The sequence below is a fragment of the Rubidibacter lacunae KORDI 51-2 genome, assembly GCF_000473895.1.
Classification (GTDB): domain Bacteria; phylum Cyanobacteriota; class Cyanobacteriia; order Cyanobacteriales; family Rubidibacteraceae; genus Rubidibacter; species Rubidibacter lacunae.
Window position 1 is genome coordinate 45146 of sequence record NZ_ASSJ01000066.1, and the last position, 20155, is coordinate 65300.

Below are 20155 nucleotides of genomic sequence, written 5' to 3' on the forward strand. Positions count from 1 at the left end.
CGTTGCTACTTCCGATCTCTATTGTCGGGTCTTGAGAAAAACCGCTGCGGGTATGCGTACACTTACTTGACTGTCCACAACCGCATGCCGACCGGTCGTAGATACTTCTCTCTCTAGCCAAAGCGCCCGCTAACATACTCTTTCGTCGATTGTTCGCGAGGGCTTTGAAAGATACTATCAGTCGTGTCGTACTCCACCAAATATCCGACTTTACCGCCTTTTGGTGTTGGTTCTGCGTTGAAAAACGCCGTGCGATCGGAAATGCGAGATGCTTGCTGCATGTTATGCGTCACGATCACGATCGTGAAGCGCTCCTTTAATTCGCGCAGCAGCTCCTCGATCCGTAACGTCGAAATTGGGTCCAGTGCCGAGCAGGGCTCGTCCATTAGGATGATTTCTGGTTGGATGGCGATCGCGCGCGCGATACACAGCCGCTGCTGCTGACCGCCAGAAAGCGACAGCCCGCTCTCCTTGAGTTTGTCCTTCACCTCGTCCCACAATGCCGCCTGCTGGATCGACTGTTCGACAAGCTCGTCCATGTTGCCACGGTAGCCGTTGACCCGCGCGCCGAAAGCGATGTTATCGTAAATCGACTTTGGAAACGGATTCGGTTTTTGAAAAACCATGCCGATGCGGCGGCGAACTTCCACCGGGTCCATGACCTTGGCATATAGGTCGCTGCCTTGGAAAGTCACCAATCCTTCCACGCGCGCGCTTGGAATGAGGTCGTTGAGGCGATTGAAACACCGTAAGATCGTGCTCTTTCCACACCCTGAGGGACCGATGAAAGCCACGATCTGGTTTTTCGGGATATCGAGCGATACGTCTCTTACGGCCAGCGTCGAACCATAGTAAACGTTAACGGACTTAGCTGAGAGAATTGCAGTCATTGTTGGTTTCTTAGGGGGTGCACGCGATGAATTAGGGCATGCGAGTCGAGCGGTCGGAGCAGCGGTCGCTTAATCCAGCTTCTTCTGCAGCTTATTCCGAACCAGGATTGCCGTTGCATTCATCGACAACAACACGACCATCAAGATGATAATGCCAGTGGCTGCCAAGTCGTGAAAATCCTGCTGCGGCCTCGACACCCAGTTATAGATCTGAATGGGCATGACCGTAAACGGCGACCGCACGCCCTCCCAAATTGGATTCAGCGGCGGCAAGAACGCAATGTAAGTTAGCGCGCCAACCGTGATGAGCGATGCAGTATCGCCGATCGCCCGCGAAAGGGCCAGAATTGTCCCGGTCAGGATGCCCGGCATCGCTAACGGTAAGATTTGTTCGCGAACGACCTGCCAGCGCGTTGCACCAAGCGCCAGTCCGCCCTGCCGCAAACTGCCCGGAACGGCACGCAATGCCTCGCGCGTCGACACGATGATGATCGGCAAGATCAATAGCGACATCGTCAACGCTCCGGCCAGTACGGAGCGGCCGTTTGTGATCGCTTGCATGGTGCGCACGAAGGCTTGTAAGCCCAACAGTCCGTAAATAATCGAGGGAACGGCTGCCAGATTGCCAATATTGATCTCGATCGCCTTGGCAATAGCCGTATCGGCAGCAAACTCTTCGAGAAAGATGCCCGAACCTACCCCCACGACAAACGAGATCGATGCCGTCAGGACTAGCAGCCAAATGCTCCCAACCCACGCTGATAAGAACCCGGCTTGCTCGGGCTTACGCGACGGGAAGTTCGTCAGGAAATCCCAGCTGAGATATCGTGCGCCGTCAGAAACAACATCAGCGAGCAGAACAACTAGCACGACCAAACCGACGAATGTGGCGATCGCGCTTGTGTACATAAAGAGTCTGCCAATCAGATAGCGCTTGGGCAGATTGACCGCAAATGGCGACGCTGGCGAACTATCTGAAGTTGGTTCTGCAGTAGTCATTCGTATTTCTCCCGGAACTTACGCACGAACCAAAAACTGAACGTGTTTAATGTCAATGTGAGCAGGAATAGAGTTGTACCAACCGTATACAGCGTTTTATGAGCTAGCGAACCGTAAGGTGCGTCGCCCAAACTTACCTGCACGATGAACGCAGTCATTGTCTGAACGGGGACTAAGGGGCTGAGCGTTAGATTCGGGTTGGCACCTGCTGCCACGGTCACGATCATCGTCTCGCCAATTGCCCGCGAGACGGCAAGGATGAACGAAGCAACAATCCCCGACAGTGCCGCGGGAATCACGACGCCAAAAACGACTTCTCGCTTAGTGCTCCCCAACGCATAGGCTCCTTGACGTAGGCTTTGCGGTACCGCGTAAATTGCATCTTCGCTGAGAGAGGCCACCAGCGGGACAATCATAATGCCCATAACGATGCCAGCACTGAGCGCGTTGAAGCTCTCCAACCTCAAGTCAAATGGCGACAGCAACGGATTGAGGACTGACTGCAACAGCGGTGTGACAAACAGCAGTGCGAAGTAACCGAATACGACGGTTGGCACGCCTGCCAGCACTTCCAAGGCAGGTTTGACCCAAGCTCGCAACTCGATCGGGGCGTACTCGCTCAGATATATTGCTGAAAGCAGTCCGATCGGCAGTGCTACAGAGATCGCGATCGTGGCGACCATAAATGTAGCGCTGATCAACACGAAGATTCCGAACTGTGGGTTGACGAACAGTGGCGTCCACTCCGTAGCCGTCAGAAAATGCCAGAATGCTGGCTCGGGGCGCCCCAACTCAACTTGTAGTTTTGCTAGATCGATAAAAAACTGGAATGTCTCGATCAGAAGTGTCAGCAGAATCCCAATTGTGGTTGCAACCGAAATCAACGCAAACAGTCCGAACAATCCGATAACAAAACGTTCGCTCCATTTGCTGAGGGTGCGGTTGGGGTGCCACAAACTGGCATCCGGTTCAGTTGGTGGCTGGTTTGCGGTCATTCACTCAGGTCCCCTTTACGGACGAAACGCGTGACGGTTTCAGCGTAACCATTCGCGCGGATTGCAGATCTGCAGCGGCTAAACTGCCACTGTTCGTTATTACAGTACGTCAGTTAGCTTCACACCAACCGTCGAACCTTCCGGAAACGCCGTTCCAATTTTGCGTTCGTTCAAGCGTGCTCGTGTTTTCTCGTAAAGAGAATCGCCTATTGCCACATAACCAACCTCAGCTACAAGTCCGCGGTTCTGAGCATTCAAGTAGAACTCGACAAATGCCTGTACTTCAGGCTTTTCCTCCACGGCAGACTTCTTCACATAGATAAAAATCGGACGCGCTAGGGGTTGGTAGGTACCGTTTTCTACCGTAGCCGTACTCGGTTCTATACAGCCGTTGCCGTTAGCAGCGTCACCATCATCGATCCCCAGTGCTTTTACCCGACCCTGGTTCTCCTCGTAGTAAGCCAAACCAAAGTAACCGAGCCCGCCAACATCATTGGCAACACCTTGGACGATGACGTTGTCGTCCTCACTAGCGGTGTAATCTCCGCGACTGGCACCCTCATCGCCTACGATCGCATCGGTGAAATAATCGAACGTTCCCGAGTCCGTTCCAGGACCGTAGAGATTGAGTCCTTGGTCTGGGAACTCCGAGCGGACCTGATTCCAATTGCTGAGCTTGCCCTGAGCATCCGGGTGCCATGCCGTTGCCAATTCCTCGACCGTCAAGCAACCTACCCAGTGGTTGCTAGGGCTAACCACAACTGAAATGGCATCGTAAGCCACAGGTAGCTCTATGTATTCGATACCAGCTTCATCGCAAGCGATTCTTTCAGACTCCTTAATCGGCCGCGATGCATTCGAAATATCGGTTTCGCCATTGCAAAACTTTTTGAAGCCACCACCCGTTCCCGAAATGCCGACAGTCACGCGCACGTCGGGGTGACCTCCCTGGAATTCCTCAGCCATAGCCTCGGTGATTGGAAAAACCGTGCTGGATCCATCGATCGGGATCGTACCGCTCAGTTGTTCCTTAACTCCATCACTGGCACCTGCGGCCGACGCTTCTCCCGGAGGGGCTGCGGACGAATCGGTTGATTCGCCACTATTGCAGGCAGTCAAGCTAGTAACAACTACCGCAGTCAATAGCAGACGCACGAGGACGCGGGCGTCTTGCTTGGCAACCATCATTCCAGTCTCCCCGCATGCAGAATTCTACCTTGTGCTCAAAAACATAGCGCTTGTTTGTAAAGGTCAGGTTAACTCCTCCGAGACTGCGCGCGGCAGACATAAATCGTCTCAAATTACTCATTCAAGTAGCCAAGCCGATTCAGTTTCCCGCAAAAGCTGCGCCCGACTAGGCATTTCCATCAGTTCCAGCGATCTTCAATAATTTCCTCTTTGCCATTTCAACGATCGCTTGCGAGGTATTAGCGCACTTTCACGTTCAATTGGCGAGCGACTGCAGTGCACTAAACGCTTGATTCGACCCTTGACTGCAACCGAGCGGCAGGTTAAGCCGTGCATGTGCTAGCGCCACAGGTATAGCTAGCCACTCAGTAGGGGAACTCTATGTTTAGTTGGCCATCCAACCGATTTTCCCGGCTGCACGGGCAACCAACTCTGGCTCCGATCCGGTCCCCAACAGAGGGCAAACGAAAACTAGGTATCTCAGCCCCTTTTTCGCAATAAGCGGGGCTAGATCTGGACTTGTTGAGAACTAGAAAGCAAGTTCCAGCATACAGATCGCGGAAGGGCACCTCGAAAAATTCCCCGATCGGGGCGTACCAGCGGCTGAAATGCCTGTGCTGCTTTCCGATCTTTGGTTTTGGAGCTGCCGATCTTCGGTTTTGGAGAATTAATCGAGTTCCCCTGAAACCCTGATTTCGGTCGTGGCACAGAAATTTTTATGTGCTTGCTCCAGTCTGGGCAAGATCGAACTAGACAATGTATGCTTTTACGTCCTATACTGGTTTCTTGCGAGTTAGCAGAATACGATGAAAGCGCAAGAAATTATCCGCTCCTTCGAGCAGGAGCAGATGAAGGATGACTTGCCGACAATCCACATCGGCGACACCGTGCGCGTTGGCGTACGCATCCGTGAAGGCAGCAAAGAGCGCGTCCAACCCTTTGAGGGGACGGTAATCGCCAAGCGTCATGGCGGCATAAATGCCACGATGACAGTCCGGAAGGTGTTTCAAGGTGTTGGGGTCGAGCGTGTCTTTCTGCTCCACTCTCCCCGCATCGAGAAGATTAAGATCGTGCGCCGAGGCAAGGTTCGGCGGGCAAAACTTTATTATCTTCGGAATCGCGTCGGCAAAGCAACACGCGTAAAACAGCGTTTCGACCGCTAGCAATTGCTTCGGGTGCTGACCAACTGGTGCTGGCTAACTATAGAGTTAGGGCTGGAACTGAACTAGATTTAGGGAGTTTTAACCTAGGCGGTTGGTCGGTAAGCGTGCATTCTTAGATGAGTTGCTAGAACGCAAAACTCCAAGATAGTGCCTGCGTACTATTCATTTTCTTGCATCCCTCACACATTTGGAAAAACTGCAATGGTGATACAGAAACCGTTGCAGTTATTTAACTTAACTGTAAAAGCTCGTCTGACATCCGTATAAACGGACTTGCTTGCATATACCCACATACTGTTTTGTCAAAAATTGGGGATTTTTTATCCCCAAAACAGACAAAAACTCTTCTTATAATGCCCGGAACAGGTCTTTAGTACAGTCGTGGTTTTGGGGGCTGTGGGATGGCTATGGCGATAGTATAAAAGTTATTGATGGGCATGGGCAGTTCTTATTTCTTTGTAAGGGGCGTCGTTATATTTATCTTTTGCTTGGCGGACGCACCGACCAACGTACTGGCGGTGAAGAAAATCCCTTAAATCGTTGGTCGAGGAAAACCTAAATGCGGCTATAGACGTCATGGTTAATGAGTTGGTTCGTATCGCCTTTAGAAGGTTTATCAATCTAAATATCCACGTGTAACTCACTTTCTGGGTCGAAGTAGATATGGTCCGGGCCAAAAGGGTAGGGGGAATTCGGACGTTATAAACCGGTTTTTGGCTGGTAATTTTTATGTAAATTTATACAACGCCTAAGACAGATGAGGCAAGCAATCCTTAGGAGTGAAGCCTCCCGATCTGCCATCTCTGTCGCAGCACTTCCTAGAGTTGGTAATAGCCCTCATCAGCACTCCAGACAAAGAACGACTAAATTGACAGATCTCCGTTCGAGCCGTCCCGAACCTCTCGATGAAAGCAGCAGAAGAACAGAGCGACTTTTCAGGCTGCCTTTAAAGTAACTGAAGAGGAGTCGGGCCAAGATCCGCTACGAAAACGGTTGCGGTGCGATGTTGGTGCTAGGATGTCCGCAATATGGCTAGGGGTGCCCAAATCGTTGCGATGCGGGCTGAGATTACACCCTGAGAACCTGAGTCCGGTTAGTACCGGCGGAGGGAAGCTGTTCTTTGGAGACAACACACATGCGCAGCGAATGGATTGCACGGCGTCGCGGGCACGCGAACGTGACGCAAATGCACTACGCCCGTCAAGGCGTCGTCACCGAGGAAATGGAGTACGTTGCTAAGCGCGAGAATCTTCCGACGGACCTGATCCGCTCGGAAGTGGCGCGCGGACGCATGATTATCCCCGCAAACATTAATCACCCCAATCTGGAACCGATGGCGATCGGCATCGCTTCCAAGTGCAAGGTCAATGCCAATATCGGCGCGTCTCCTAACTCCTCCGACCTGGACGCTGAAGTTGCCAAATTGAACCTTGCGGTCAAGTACGGCGCAGATACGGTAATGGACCTTTCCACCGGCGGCGGCGACCTCGACAAAATTCGCACCGCAATCATCCAAGCTTCGCCCGTTCCGATCGGGACCGTGCCGGTGTATCAAGCACTAGAGCGCGTCCACGGTAGTGTCGAGAACCTGTCCGCTGATGATTTCCTGCACGTCATCGCGACTCACGCCCAGCAAGGCGTCGACTACATGACGATCCACGCGGGAATTCTCATCGAGCACCTGCCACTCGTGCGCGATCGCATCACGGGCATTGTCTCGCGCGGCGGTGGCATTCTGGCACGCTGGATGTTGCACCACCACAAGCAGAACCCGCTTTACACCCACTTCAACGACATCATCGAGATCTTCAAGAAGTGCGACGTGTCCTTCAGCTTGGGCGACTCTCTGCGGCCCGGCTGCCAGCACGATGCCTCCGACGACGCGCAGCTCGCGGAGCTGAAAACCCTCGGACAGCTAACCAGAAAAGCCTGGGAGCACGAAGTACAGGTGATGGTGGAAGGTCCGGGTCACGTGCCCATGGACCAGATCGAATTCAACGTTAAAAAACAGATGGAAGAGTGCTCGGAAGCGCCCTTCTACGTGCTCGGACCGCTGGTTACCGATATCGCGCCCGGTTACGATCACATTACCTCAGCGATCGGGGCAGCGCTGGCCGGCTGGCACGGTACGGCGATGCTCTGTTATGTGACGCCGAAGGAGCACCTCGGTTTGCCAGACGCTGAAGATGTGCGGAACGGCTTGATTGCTTACAAGATCGCCGCCCATGCTGCGGATATCGCGCGCCACCGCCCTGGCGCGCGCGATCGCGACGACGAACTGTCGGCCGCTCGGTACAACTTTGATTGGAACCGGCAATTCGAATTGGCTCTTGACCCCGAGCGCGCCCGCGAGTATCACGACGAAACGCTGCCAGCAGATATTTACAAGACTGCTGAGTTTTGCTCGATGTGCGGACCCAAGTTTTGTCCGATGCAAACTAAGGTTGATGCCGATGCTCTAACCGAACTGGAGAAGTTTTTGGCCAAGGACTCCCGCCAGGCAGTCGCTCAACTGTAATCGCTCCCGCGAAGCAAACCTCGCGTCGCAGAACCTCGACGGGTAGGGCAAACACTCTATACTTTGTTGTCTCGGGCGCCGGTCGCGATCGCTCGAGACAACACTAAAGGGTTGCTGGAAAGGGTCGTCCTGCGACCCTTCTATTTCCTAAGTTGGCGCAGACGATGTGTCGAGAAAAAGGATCTTCGAGTTGCTTCAAATCGCTCGCGATCGCACCCAACCTAAAACTTTCCCGCAGTATTCCACTATGCTGCTGTATCTACAGCTGTTGCTGTAAAGATACCTTAAACTGAAATCTGGTCCGTGCTAGCCATAGGTGCTAGACGACAGTCATTTGTGTGAGGGCAATATGTCCGTTCAATTACAGCAAGCGATCGCCGTTGGCAAGTACATCGTCGAGCAGCGCCTGCGCGGGCGCAAGCACTTCCCGCTGGTGCTGATGCTGGAGCCATTATTCCGGTGCAATCTTGCCTGCTCCGGTTGCGGGAAGATCCAACATCCAACCGAAATCCTCAAACAGAATCTCAGCCCCGAGGATTGTTTCAAGGCCGTTGAGGAATGCGGTGCGCCGGTCGTATCGATTCCGGGCGGTGAGCCGCTGCTGCACCCGCAGATCGACGCCATCGTTGCCGGGTTGGTCGCGCGCAAGAAATTTGTCTATCTCTGCACGAATGGCATCTTGTTGGCTAAAAGCCTACATAAGTTCCAGCCCTCTCCGCACTTGACCTTTAGCGTGCACTTAGATGGACTGCGCGAGCATCACGATAAGTGCGTGGATCGCGTCGGGGTGTTTGACAAGGCCATTGCCGCGATCCGCGAAGCGAAAGCGCAGGGGTTCCGCGTCACCACGAACACGACAATTTTCGATGGCGCCGACCCTCAGGAGATGCAGGAGTTCTTCGACTTCGTGTCGGAGTTGGGCGTGGACGGCATGATGGTGTCGCCCGGATACAGTTATGAGTGGGCACCGGACCAAGAGCACTTCCTCAAGAGCGAGCAGACCCGAGCCCTTTTCCGCCAGATCCTAGCGCCGTTTTATGCGGGTCAGAAACAGTGGGAATTCAACCACAACCCCCTATTTCTAGACTTCCTCATCGGCGAGAAGGATTACGAATGTACGCCGTGGGGCAGCCCGAGCTACAGCGTTCTCGGCTGGCAGAAACCCTGCTACCTTCTCAACGAGGGGCACTACAAGACGTTTCGGGAACTGATCGACAATACCGACTGGAGTCAATACGGTCGCAAGAGTGGTAATCCAAAGTGTGCCGACTGCATGGTGCATTGCGGTTTCGAGCCGACGGCGGCGACAGACGCACTCCAGCCTCAGAATATGGGTCGGGCCATCGGCGCGCTGTTCGGCGGTTAAGCCTTGCGGTCGGTTAAGTTCGGTCGAGCCTGCGAGCGATCGCCCGCAGGCTGGTGGTTATGGACAACGCATTAACCGATCGAGATCGCCATCTGCTGCCCCAGTTTCAGTAGGTTATGCAGTTCGCGATCGTGCGGATCGGTCTCTCGGCTGGTATTGCGACAATCGCGCCACCAGGCATAGAAGAGCTCTTGTGCCTGAGCGAGATCGATGCCGGCGTCGAGCGCGCGACCGAGCGCGAGCATCCGCTCGACTAGGGCGGTCAGCTCGGCGTGGTTTGGTTGCTCGCCGTGCAATAACTCCCAAAGCGTTCGCAGGATCAACCGCTCCAGGATGTCTCGTGCCTCGGGCACGTCAAGGGTGCAGCGCAGGTGGTGGGCTTCGGTCGCGATCGCGTCGAGCTCGGTTAGGTGATTGGCGCGGTGGGTCGGCTCGGCGATCGACTGCTCGAGCGCGCGGGCAGCCAGCGTCGCTCGGTGGGCGATCGCGATTTCGGCCGCCACCTGCAGCTCGCGCGAGACCGGCAGCTCGTCGCGGTGGAACGCGGCCAAGATGCTGTAGTTGTCGCGGTAGACCTGGGTGTAGAGTTGGTCGAGGCGGCGCTGGGTCGCTGCTGCAAGTTGTTGCATCAGTCGGTGGCGCTCCTCGGTGAAGAGAGTTTCCAACCCCAGCGACTGGGTGCCGAAATGTTCGGTCATGGTTGAAATCGTCCGCGCGGCGCTAGCGTGACGCAAGCTATCGAACAAGTGCGAACGCAGCTGCGCGTATTCGCGGCGGCCGGTGAAGGGCTGGATGCAGCAGTGAAAGTCCCATCCACCTAAGTGCAGTACGGCAAAAATGAGGTGCTCGCTTTCGCGGGTGATTTGCGAAGTTAGCTCTAACTGTCCGACTGCCAAGGTTAGGGTGCCGAGGTGCTGGCGTTGGTAATCGAGTTGCTGGACGTCGTAGCAGTAGGCGCGGCGGGTAAGCGGGAGCGCGGCAAACAGCGAGCCGATCGCGCAGTGAGCGGCAACCTGTTCGATCGTCACGCGGGCGGGTTCGACCAACTGCCGGTAGACGTCCTCGCCATCAACGAAGCAGTCGACATTACTCGGTGCGTGGCGCAGACGGGCGCGGAACTCGGTTTCGAGCTGAATGCCGCAAGCATCGCCCCCTAACTCGATCGCCCGCGCGGCGTAGCGCAAGATCTGCGTGCCTTCCGGACGTGAAATCTCGTCAAAGAACCAACCGCAGCTGGTAAACATCAACATCGAGTGCCGCTGCATCTCTAGCAAGCGCCATGCGTCTACCTGCTCGTCGGCGCTCAGCGGATGGTGTTGGTGTTGCTCTAGAAACTCTGCCGCGTTAGCTGCCGAGCGATCGCGCACCACCTCCACATAGGCATCGCGGGCCGCCCAGGGGTCGCGCAGCAACTGGCTGCCGGCTTCGGTGAAGATCGTACCGAGGCGATCGCGCAACCAATTGAGCGCGTCGCGCAGAGGACGCCGCCACTTTTGGTTCCATTCACCGCCGCCGCCGCATCCGCAATCGTCTTGCCAGCGATCGACTCCGTGGCTGCAACTCCATGCCGTAACCGGTTTGAGTTCCACTTCCCAGGTTGGCGGGCACAGGCTCAGGTAATGGGCGTAGTTCGTCGTCGTCCAACCGCGTTGGGGGAATTCGTGGATGAACGCGTAAGCGACGCACTTTTCCGCGCCGCCCTTATGATGTCCGAACGTTTCTCCATCCGTGGCGATGTTGATCAATTGCGACTGACGGCGGTCGCCGCGCACGGCCTGCCCGAGCCGGCCGCCGAGGTGGTGCGAGCTATTCAGCACGTCGCCGAAGCCCATATCGCGAGAGATCGGACCGTCGTAGAAGAAAATATCGACGTACGGACGATCGCCCGTGGCATCGGGCGGGCCGACGTAGCAACGATAGGGACGCGTCGGATCGATTTGCGAGCCGCCGACGCCGTGCCAAGTGGGGTCGGGATCGTGCTCCGTCGGCCGCAAGCGACAGCGCTCGGCTTGGGAGGGTGCAAGGATGACAAAGCGAATGCCTTCGGCTGCCATTAGGGAGAGCGTCGGATAGTCGATTGCCGTCTCCGCCAACCACATGCCTTCGGGATCGCGACCGAAGCGACCGCGGAAGTCGGCAACACCCCAGCGGATTTGAGTGCGCTTGTCGCCCTCGTTAGCCAGCGGCAAGATGATGTGGTTGTACACCTGAGCGATCGCGTTGCCGTGACCGTTCAGGCGCTCGCAGCTTTTGCGATCGGCATCGAGGATGCGCTGATAAGTCTCGAGATCGTGGCGTTCCAACCACGACATCAGCGTCGGTCCGATGTTGAAGCTGAGGAACTCGAAGTTGTTAACGATATCGATAATTTGCTCGGATTCGTCGAGAATGCGCGCAAAGGCATTGGGGCGATAGCACTCGTGGAGGATGCGCTCGTTCCAGTCGTGAAACGGGTGGGCGCTTGGCTGGCGCTCGATCGCGTCGATGTAGGGATTCTCGCGCGGCGGTTGGTAAAAGTGACCGTGGACCGTCACGTAGACGCCCGTTGCGATCAGCAACGGGTCCGGCGCGATTGCGCTCGAAGTCACCGCCATGGGGGTATCTTTCGTCGCTTCGGCGGCCGCTGTAGGCTTTTCGGCGTCCATGATCTACTCATTGAGGGGGTGTGTTTCGGAGCAAGCTCGGGCGATCGCTCGCAGCGTATTGCCAACGGCACCTTAACAGTCCTAAATGTAATTAGTAACGCGATCCCCAAATGTATAAAGCTTTCTGTTGGGATACTTAATGACGAGAGTTGTAAAGGGACGGCAAGGAAAAGAAAAGGACCGCAACAATAGTTCATTTAATAGTGATTACCGCTCATTTTAGGGACCGAAATCTGGCTGGATTTCCATGCCAGCATCCCATTACGAAAATACCAATGAAGTTTTAAGCGGCATTCAAACGACCTCAAAAGATGTTGGCATGCAGTTATTTTGGCAGGCAGTTCAAGTCCGCCCGACCGCGATTGCAACTGAGTCGCAAAACCGTTGCAATGCCGGGGGGGGAGGAGTTTGGGGACGGAAATTAGATCGTCAGATTTGCTTTGAATTATTGGCGTGCGATCGCTCTGCTTCGCAGGGAGAACTAGCGGGCGATCGCAGAACGGATTGCAAGCAGGAGGTCGGGATTGCCTGCGGTCAAACTCCCCACAAGTCGCCGCATGATAGCCGCCGGCTGCCGGCGTCGATCGCCACTTTCAGTGCCATCGCACCGAGCTGGATTCGATTCTGGAAGAGTGCTGCGAGCAATCGAGCGCTTAGCTTATGGTCCGGAAAAGACGGCTTCTTCCACGTCGCCGCGACTGAGCGAGTAGCGAAACGAACGATTGACATCGGTGCCGTCTGCCCCGGCTTCGATGTAGCGCACGACAATTTCTTCAACATCTAAGCAGATTTCTGCTTTCCACTGTGGTTGCTCGATGAACCAGCGGTGGAGATCGTCGCAATCGCGCAGGCAGCCCCGATCGCGCAGCCACTGCTCGAGGTCGGGCAGGGGGTGATTGTACAGAGGCGTTTCGGCAGGCGGCAACGTCATGGGCGGGTGGGAGCCTCCTCAATTGGGGGTGCTGGTGAGACGAGGCCTGCGCCGGGCAGCGTTGAGGCTGCGCGCTCGAGGGGTGCAGCAGCAGTAGCGGGCATCTGAAACGTCACGTCGCCGCGCGTTAATCCGATCGCAATTGCCAATAACAGACAGGTCAAGAGCGTCAGACCCAGAGCAAACAGCGCGAAGACTTCTCCGGCCGATAGGGGACGATCGGTCGGGTCTAAATAAGCCGATGAGGCCGCACGGTGAGTCCGAGCCGTGCGCGCGTAATCGGGCGTTTGAATGACGTTGATGCGCGAATAGCCGATACGTTGGTCGTAGAGCGAGCGGCGCTGTGGGTTGCTGAGCGTCGCGTAGGCTTCATTTAAGATTTGAAACTTGGCCTTAGCTAGATCGGCTGGCAAATCGGTAGTGTCGGGATGGTAGCGCTTGCTGAGTTCGCGATAGGCGCGGCGGATCGCGATCGGCGATGCCGACGGGTGCAATCCGAGCAAAGCGTAATAGCTGTTCGTCATCGGAGCTGCGGTGCTTCGTTTAGAAGGGGATCCGTGCGATCGCTGGGTCACGCGCAGGCTCCTAGATGAGCGGCGGGAAGTTCGTCCCATATTTTAGCGGAGTCGTCTCCCGCCCTGGAAGTCCGAATCCAGCAAACGTGCGGGGGAACCGACACTCGGTTGATGCGGGACCGCCCGTGGTTGATAGGATGTTCGTAACGTTTCGCAACAATTTAGGGTCATGTTTTCTTGCTTACGAACGCTCTTATCCGGTTGGGTGGTCGGGCTATTGTTCGCTTCGGCATTGTTGGTTGGCGCCACACCCCCGGCAGTCGCTGTTCCGACAGAGCGTCCAGCTGCAGCCCCCGTGCAATTGGCACGTTTGTTTTCGTTCTCCGGTTCCCAACCGACGAACTTGGGCGTTGCGGACGGACGGCTTGCCCCGTGTCCGCCGTCGCCAAACTGCGTGTCGAGCCAGAGTGTGGAGGAGGACCATCGCATCGCCCCGCTGGAGCTTCCCGGCAAACCTGAGGCGGCGATCGGGCGCCTGCAGTCACTGTTAGAAGACATTGACAATACGAAAATCATCGAGACGGGAAATCGTTACCTCTACGCTCAGTTCACCAGCCGCATCATGGGTTTCGTCGATGACGTAGAGTTCTACGTGGATGGCGACGGACGCGTCCAGGTGCGCTCGGCTTCGCGCTTGGGCGAGTCCGATCTCGGGGTCAATCGCAAACGCATCGAGGCAATTCGCGCGGCGCTTGCAGTCTAGGACCCGAGCGACCGTCAGGAGGAGTGGCGCGCTCGCCCTGAACTGGCTAACAACTTGAGGTCGATACCGTCTGAAGATGCTCTCGTCAGCGGTATCGACCGTATTCACTGCAGTGGAACGCGCTAACCTGAGAGCAATAGTTCGGCTGGGACAACGCCCGCGTGTTAAACGTAGGATATTCAATGAGCGCTCGACCCGAACCGACGTTCGTATTGGCGGTGACGATCGATGCGATCGCTCCAATTGCTCGTTGCCGGATAGGAACAGGTCTCAACGTTCCGGGTTCTCACGAGCGCGACCCTGCTGCTAGAGAAAACCGGACCGAACGCGATGAGCCAAACGACCTCAGTGCTGTCAGCGTTGCTGGCTTCCCTGCCGCACTTGCGAGCGCAGATTTATTTCAAGTCGTCGCTAACCGCGCTTTCACACGCCATGGAAGATCGCGTGCTGGCAAGTAGTACGCCATTCATGGTTATCGCCAGCTTTCAACGCGAGCGCTATTACCGTCAAGAAGCCTATCGATACCGCCGCATTGCGAAGGTTACCCCTCACGTCTACGTTCTAGCCGCACCCGAAACCGAGTTCCGGGCGGGGAGCGGCGACTACGAAACGATCGCCTTCCCGCCGGACGATCCGCTTGCCCGCGAGTGGCATTTGGTCGTACTCGGTGCGAGCGATGCTGCCTGTTTGATCTGCCGCGAATGCGACAGCGAGCCCGTCGCCGCCCCTGATGTTGAGGCTGCTCGCCGCTTTGAAGGGGTTTGGACCTTCGATCGCGATGTTTGTACGATTGCTGCCAACATCTTGATCGATCGCGCGATCGCCTTCCGACCCGAGCTTGCCGACCCTCTTGCCGAGACGCGATCGCGGTACGTGCAATCAGGCGCTATTGGAGCACCCGATCCGCAACCGTTTGTCGAACGCTTGGTCACGCACCTGCAAGCCGGTCAGTACAGACTCGTCAAAGCCTATCGCTCCTTGGCAGAGAAGGAGCGCATGGAGCGCCTGCAGCGCTCGATCGCCACCATTGTGCGCCGTTCCCTCGACCCTGCTGAGGTATTGCAAGCGGCTGTCGAACAGCTTGGGAGCACTTTAAATGCATGCCGCTGTATTGTTTACCGCTGTCGGGCAGAGGATGACAGTGCCACTGTTGCGCATGAGTATCTCGATAGCGATCTGCCTTCTCTCGCTGGCGAGCGCCTGCCTCTGCAGTCCCATCCGCTGCTGCAAGCGGCAATCGAAGCCCGCGATGCGCGCTACTCCGACGACCTCGCCGCCGATCTCGACGCTACTGCGACTGGTGAATGGCTCGAACGGGCAAGCATATCTGCGTGGATAGTCGTACCGATGTTCTACAAGGACCGATTGCTCGGGGCGATCGAGCTGCACCGCTGTACGCCGACCCGACCGAGCTGGCAGACCAATGACGTCCGGCTGGTGGAAGCGATCGCCAATCAAGTGAGCATTGCTCTTGCCCAAGCCGAAGCCTACGCGCATCTCGGCGAGTTAAACGAACAGCTGGCCGCTCTCGATCGCACGCGGTCCAACCTGGTAGCGATTACCGGCCACGAGCTGCGAACGCCGCTCTCGACCGTGCAAGTTTGTTTGGAAAGTCTTGCTGCCGAACCGGACATGTCCGGTGAGTTGCGCCAGGTCATGCTCAACACAGCCCTCAACGATGCCGCACGGATGCGGGATTTGATCCAAGACTTCTTGACGCTCTCGCGTTTGGAGAGCGGTCGCGTAGAGTGGAACCCCGAACCGGTGGCGATCGACGAATGTGCGGACCTCGCTATCAGCAACGCCCGGGCTCGCGCTCGCCAAAAAAATAATAGTCTCCCGGCAATCCACACGGCGATCGCGGTTGACTTACCTCCCGTAAGCGCCGACGGTGAATGGTTCGTTGAAGTGCTAGCTAAGTTGCTCGACAACGCCTGTAAGTTTACCGATCCTGACGGGACGATCTCGTTGGCTGCCGAACAGAGCAGCGACGGCTCGGTCAGCGTGACCGTTGCCGACACGGGGCGGGGGATCGAGCCGGCATTTTTAGAAACCGTGTTCGACCGCTTTTATCAAGAAGAAGGTGCGCTCCAACGTACGACCGGCGGCACGGGTCTGGGATTAGCCATCTGCCGGCAGATCGTTAACAAGTGGGGCGGTCAGATCTGGGCAGAGTCGGCCGGACGCGATCGCGGCACTCAGGTCCACTTCACGGTCCCGGTTTGCACGAGTTCCGTTGATTCGCCACTCTCTTCGTTGCCCGCACAGCGCTCCCAGCGTCGCTCGTTATCCTGACGATTGGTTGAAGGCCTTGCCGTGCGCGGTTCGGACCCGGTTCGCCCGCTCTGAGGATTGGTCGTCCGTGCAACGATAAAGTCGGTAGTTGTATTCCCCAAGATCGCCGCGCAACTGGCGATCGCACCCTTCGGCACCCAGATCGAAGCGAAAGCGTCGGCCGATCGACCACAAATCGAACGGCCTCGCGCGCGTTGCAATTTCCGATCGCAACGCCGCGATCGCGGCAGTGTCGCGCGCTGCTCCGGCCGCACGGTCGCGATGGGCAAGAAAGTACTCCACGGAAAAATCTACCTCGGCTCGGTCAAACTCTCGCGCCAGGGCCATCATGGTGCCCGTCTGCCCGTGGTGGAGGTGTATCGTCGCAATGGTTACCGGGCCGACCGCGCGATCGCTCTCGGCCTCGGCTGCAGCAATCGTACGGGCTAGCAAATCCGGACGGGGCGTCTGCAAATAGCCCGCATTCGCAATAACCGTCATTGCTCCGAACGTGCCGGCCAGCCCAAAAGCAATCACCGTGCGGTAATCGGGTCTTACTGCAAAGCGAGCCGAACGGGCAACTGGTGCGGCAACCGGAACGCGCCAACATGTCGCCACTGCCACTGCCACTAGTGCGATCGCGGCCGGAAAATACACGTACTGAAAGCGCGAAGCTAAGGTCAAATCCAGCTCCAATCCGTAAGTGCAGCCGAGGAATAACGCGATGGCACTCAGGAAGTAGCCGCTCAGCGCCTTTAATTCCAACTGCTGCGGGCAGTGGCGCCACCCCCACACCACGCGCGGTAGGGCCCAAAGTGCAAACCCCACCATCAGCCCGCCCGACGCGATCGCCACCGGCACTGGGACCTGCGCTGTCACTGCTGTAGGCAATAGTGTCACCTGACTCAGATTCCACATCAGCAAGCGCGCGAGCGGCTGCAGCCAATCCTCCTGAGGATCGCCATCGTAGATCCACTGCGTGGGACTCGAGCCACTAATATCTCCGAGCACCGGCAGCCACACGATCGCTCCCGCGATCGAGCCGCCAATCGCTACCAGCAATGCCTGCCAGGGGAAGCGCGACCATCGCGATCGCACCGCCCACATCGTACCCAGCAACATGGGTACCTGGGCGCCCAACACGAAGGCAAAAAAGAAGTGCGTCGCCATGCCAAGCGCATTCACTGCCGTCCAAAGCAGCGCGATCGCTATTGAAAACTGCCTGCGACCGGCGATCGCCTGCACCGCCCGCAGTCCGCAAGCCAGCGACGCGATCGCCAGCAGCTCGGCTAGCGTGTAATGTCGTGCCTCACGCGCCAAGAAAATCCCGAATGGCGACAGCGCCATCAGCATCGCTGCAATCAGTGCCATCCGACGCGTGCCGGCCATGCGCATCAGTACGTAAAGTGCCGGCACCGAGAGCGCGCCCAACAAAGCTGAAAGCGATCGCGCGGCCGTCAATGCCGGCCAGCCTCCCTCAGGCGCAAAGATTTGCATCCAACCGTGAACGAGCAAGAAAAAGAGCGGTGGATGCGTGCTCTCTGCAAACAAGTTCTGCAACACGCTGCCCCAGCTTCCGCCTGACGCGAGCGGCTGTAGGAGCTCGGGGACCGCGATCGCGCGATTCAGCGGTACGTCCAGGAAACTATTCCCGAGTCCGAACACCGTCGTTGCCAGCTCGTCCCGCCACGCCGGTTTCGCTGCTAGCCCCACCACCCGCACTACCAATGCAACCGCCGTCCAGATCCACAGCCACGGTTCGGCAGCCAATACGGTCGCGCGGTCGCGGAGCGCGTGCAGCCACCCGTTCGACTGTGCCGGGCGTTGCCCGGGAGTCCGAAAATCCATCACGTGGCAGCGATCCCCAGCCTGCAAAAGGCACCCGAGCAGCGGTAGGGCCCGAAACCGGTTACCGCTGCCAAGCCCAGCAGTGTCAACAGCAACGGCAGTGAATCTGGTCGTAAACTGACTGTAAAAAACTGTGCGGTATTGGCGGTTAGAAACAGCAGTCCTGCCATCAAACTCCAGAAAAATCTCGATCCGACAGCCGCCTCCCAAGCCCTTGTAGCGCGGACGGGATTGCCGACCAAGACCCTATGACTTATGGCACTTACCCAACTTACCAGAGCGGGCAACCCTCGCTTAAGGGAAGTTAACTACCATGCCGCGTGACATTAGCATTTCAGCGATTGTGAACGATCGCTCGGCAAAGCCCAACTTCGATTGCGGAGCTGGAAGAGCAGCAGCGTTATGAGGTGAATAGTCTTTCCTTCCTAGTTGCGGTGCCTGATGAGCATTAAACGTTGGTTACTCGCGATTGGTTTCGGCGCGATCGCCGCTGCTCCGGTTCTGCACCGCGACCCGATCTAGTTCGATATCCCTGCCTAGGAACGGATTATCGCAGAGGCTTACGTTGGGGATGAATCGGTCAACACCCAGATGGTCCGCGCCGGGATGGCTTGGCACTACGATCGCTATTCGGGAAACTACCCCAGCCACATTCTGATTGTCGAGCCGGAGGCAGAGGCGCGATCGCTTCTGGGCATTAAGGATTTGCGATCGCCTCAGCAACATCCCTTTTCCCGACATTCCTCGATAAAAGGAGCACTTTTTTCTGATACTCCTATAAAAGCTAAGAGGCCATTTGAAAAGTCCTCATCCGATGTTAGAAAACTCACACGGTCCACGCTGTTGATACTGAAACGACAGCACCGTGTGAGCTATGCCCAAAGACTACACCAGCAATCTCTCTCCCGACCAGTTCGCGCTCATCGAGCCGTTGCTCCCTGCTGCCAAATCCGGCGGTCGCCCCCGCAGCACCTCACTTAACGCCGTCCTTAACGCTATCCTCTACCTGGTTGTCCAAGGCTGCAAGTGGCAAGACCTCCCGAGCGATTTCCCCCCTACTGGAACCGTCTACACCTACTTCCGTAACTGGCGTCTCGACGGCACTTGGCAGCGCTTGCACGACTACCTGCGCGACCGCACCCGAGCTGCGGACGGTCGCGACCCGACCCCGTCAGAGGTGGTGCTCGACAGCCAGAGTGTGCCCACTGCGCCGATGGTGGCGCGCGCTGTCGGCTACGACAAAGCGAAGCAAACCAAAGGGCGCAAGCGCCATACTGTGGTGGACACCCTCGGATTGCTGATGTGCGTGGCGGTGACAGCGGCGAGCGTGCCGGAGCGCCAGGGCGGCAAGCAAGTGCTGCAGCGGCTGCATCGCTTGGGGGAGCGCGTGAGGCGGATTAGCCTGGTGTGGGTGGATGGGGGCTACAGCGGTAAGCCGTTTCTGCAGTGGGTGATGGATACCTGCCGGTGGATTGTGTTGCTGGTGAAGCGACCGGAGGCGGCGAAGGGATTTGTGTTGTTGCAGAAGCGGTGGGTAGTGGAGCGCACGTTTGGCTGGTGGTGTTGGTATCGGCGGTTGAACGTGGACTACGAGTACCTGCCGGAGTCATCAGAGACGATGATTCGGATTGCGATGATCCGACTGATGCTCAGACGGCTGGCGTAATTTGATACCTCCCTGAACTTTTCAAATGGCCTCTAAGATTTAGCCAGCTTTTGGCTTTATTTCTAAATATTTAAAATAAGCGGATTTTTTTGATTTTTAACGTATCTGCGTGGATTTGGTGCGGTCGGAATTGGAGGCTTGGAGATTATTCCCGGTTAATCATTTTCTGAAGATTCTTGGGTAGAGCGATGGGTTAAATAATCTTCGTGAGCTTCTTGCGGTAGTCGTTGCAACGCTTCCTCAATCGGCAGAGTATTGAGAAACGAAAATAGGCAGTACACATAGTTGTCAAAACCAGCCTGAGAATTTGGGTGACTAGAACCCAGTTTCTGAAACAGGATTTCCACAGCCTTTTGATACATGGGTAACGCTTCCTCGTACCTCCCTTGCGAAT

18 protein-coding genes and 1 riboswitch are annotated in these 20155 nt (G+C 56.7%); of the genes, 7 read left to right on the forward strand and 11 right to left on the reverse strand.

Features of this window, described 5'->3' with window-relative positions:
* Window positions 1-113: 113 nt before the first annotated feature.
* The 4 genes from pstB to KR51_RS11660 form a co-directional block, all read right to left on the reverse strand.
* Entirely contained in the window at window positions 114-890 is a 777-nt protein-coding gene (pstB, locus tag KR51_RS11645) for a phosphate ABC transporter ATP-binding protein PstB (RefSeq protein WP_022607971.1), read from the reverse strand.
* Window positions 891-959: 69 nt separating this feature from the next.
* Window positions 960-1889 carry a phosphate ABC transporter permease PstA gene (gene pstA, locus KR51_RS11650; RefSeq protein WP_022607972.1) on the reverse strand — a complete coding sequence of 310 codons (930 nt, stop codon included), beginning with the start codon at window positions 1887-1889 and terminating at the stop codon, window positions 960-962.
* Window positions 1886-2884 (reverse strand): phosphate ABC transporter permease subunit PstC, encoded by a 999-nt coding sequence (gene pstC / locus KR51_RS11655; RefSeq protein WP_022607973.1) that lies wholly within the window; start codon window positions 2882-2884, stop codon window positions 1886-1888. The genes pstA and pstC overlap by 4 nt, the downstream gene beginning before the upstream one ends.
* Window positions 2885-2983: 99 nt before the next feature.
* The gene (locus KR51_RS11660) at window positions 2984-4072 is read right to left on the reverse strand and encodes a PstS family phosphate ABC transporter substrate-binding protein (RefSeq protein ID WP_232214600.1); all 1089 of its coding nucleotides are present in this window, start codon (window positions 4070-4072) and stop codon (window positions 2984-2986) included.
* Window positions 4073-4878: 806 nt separating this feature from the next.
* On the opposite strand from KR51_RS11660, the gene rplS reads away from it, so the two are divergent.
* The 3 genes from rplS (at window position 4879) to hpnH (ending at window position 9119) form a co-directional block, all read left to right on the forward strand.
* On the forward strand, window positions 4879-5235 hold the full coding sequence (rplS, locus tag KR51_RS11665; RefSeq protein ID WP_022607975.1) for a 50S ribosomal protein L19: 357 nt from the start codon (window positions 4879-4881) through the stop codon (window positions 5233-5235).
* A gap of 1024 nt (window positions 5236-6259) precedes the next feature.
* Window positions 6260-6363, forward strand: a riboswitch (TPP riboswitch).
* A gap of 7 nt (window positions 6364-6370) precedes the next feature.
* Entirely contained in the window at window positions 6371-7753 is a 1383-nt protein-coding gene (gene thiC / locus KR51_RS11670) for a phosphomethylpyrimidine synthase (RefSeq protein WP_022607976.1), read from the forward strand.
* Window positions 7754-8102: 349 nt separating this feature from the next.
* On the forward strand, window positions 8103-9119 hold the full coding sequence (hpnH, locus tag KR51_RS11675; protein ID WP_022607977.1) for an adenosyl-hopene transferase HpnH: 1017 nt from the start codon (window positions 8103-8105) through the stop codon (window positions 9117-9119).
* A gap of 71 nt (window positions 9120-9190) precedes the next feature.
* Here the strand turns inward: hpnH and KR51_RS11680 are convergent, their stop codons facing one another.
* The 3 genes from KR51_RS11680 to KR51_RS11690 all read right to left on the reverse strand — a co-directional run bounded on the left by KR51_RS11680 (window position 9191) and on the right by KR51_RS11690 (window position 13219).
* Window positions 9191-11713, reverse strand: a complete 2523-nt coding sequence (locus KR51_RS11680) for a DUF3536 domain-containing protein (RefSeq protein ID WP_156915098.1) — start codon at window positions 11711-11713, stop codon at window positions 9191-9193.
* A gap of 709 nt (window positions 11714-12422) precedes the next feature.
* Window positions 12423-12695 carry a DUF3143 domain-containing protein gene (locus tag KR51_RS11685; RefSeq protein ID WP_022607980.1) on the reverse strand — a complete coding sequence of 91 codons (273 nt, stop codon included), beginning with the start codon at window positions 12693-12695 and terminating at the stop codon, window positions 12423-12425.
* The gene (locus tag KR51_RS11690) at window positions 12692-13219 is read right to left on the reverse strand and encodes a J domain-containing protein (protein WP_051358179.1); all 528 of its coding nucleotides are present in this window, start codon (window positions 13217-13219) and stop codon (window positions 12692-12694) included. The genes KR51_RS11685 and KR51_RS11690 overlap by 4 nt, the downstream gene beginning before the upstream one ends.
* A 220-nt stretch (window positions 13220-13439) precedes the next feature.
* On the opposite strand from KR51_RS11690, the gene KR51_RS11695 reads away from it, so the two are divergent.
* Window positions 13440-13973 (forward strand): DUF1499 domain-containing protein, encoded by a 534-nt coding sequence (locus tag KR51_RS11695; protein ID WP_022607982.1) that lies wholly within the window; start codon window positions 13440-13442, stop codon window positions 13971-13973.
* Between the two features lie 85 nt (window positions 13974-14058).
* Here the strand turns inward: KR51_RS11695 and KR51_RS20275 are convergent, their stop codons facing one another.
* Window positions 14059-14247, reverse strand: a complete 189-nt coding sequence (locus KR51_RS20275) for a hypothetical protein (RefSeq protein ID WP_198016767.1) — start codon at window positions 14245-14247, stop codon at window positions 14059-14061.
* A 56-nt stretch (window positions 14248-14303) separates the two neighbouring features.
* On the opposite strand from KR51_RS20275, the gene KR51_RS11700 reads away from it, so the two are divergent.
* Entirely contained in the window at window positions 14304-16268 is a 1965-nt protein-coding gene (locus KR51_RS11700) for a DICT sensory domain-containing protein (RefSeq protein WP_022607983.1), read from the forward strand.
* Here the strand turns inward: KR51_RS11700 and KR51_RS11705 are convergent.
* Entirely contained in the window at window positions 16260-18095 is a 1836-nt protein-coding gene (locus tag KR51_RS11705; RefSeq protein WP_022607985.1) for a glycosyltransferase family 39 protein, read from the reverse strand. The genes KR51_RS11700 and KR51_RS11705 overlap by 9 nt on opposite strands.
* Window positions 18095-18265: a hypothetical protein gene (locus KR51_RS20280; protein WP_022607987.1), complete on the reverse strand. Its 171-nt coding sequence runs from the start codon at window positions 18263-18265 to the stop codon at window positions 18095-18097. The genes KR51_RS11705 and KR51_RS20280 overlap by 1 nt, the downstream gene beginning before the upstream one ends.
* Before the next feature lie 421 nt (window positions 18266-18686).
* Here KR51_RS20280 and KR51_RS21315 point away from each other — a divergent pair, with 421 nt between their 5' ends.
* Both KR51_RS21315 and KR51_RS11710 read left to right on the forward strand, forming a co-directional pair.
* Window positions 18687-19076, forward strand: coding sequence for a hypothetical protein (locus KR51_RS21315; RefSeq protein ID WP_071783289.1), 390 nt, complete (start codon window positions 18687-18689; stop codon window positions 19074-19076).
* Complete coding sequence (locus tag KR51_RS11710; protein WP_022607991.1) at window positions 18970-19761, forward strand: IS5 family transposase; 792 nt, start codon at window positions 18970-18972, stop codon at window positions 19759-19761. Before KR51_RS21315 ends, KR51_RS11710 begins: the two co-directional genes overlap by 107 nt.
* 155 nt (window positions 19762-19916) lie before the next feature.
* Here KR51_RS11710 and KR51_RS11715 read toward each other — a convergent pair.
* Window positions 19917-20155, reverse strand: a 239-nt coding sequence (locus tag KR51_RS11715) for a tetratricopeptide repeat protein (RefSeq protein ID WP_022607992.1), incomplete at its 5' end; no start/stop codon positions are given.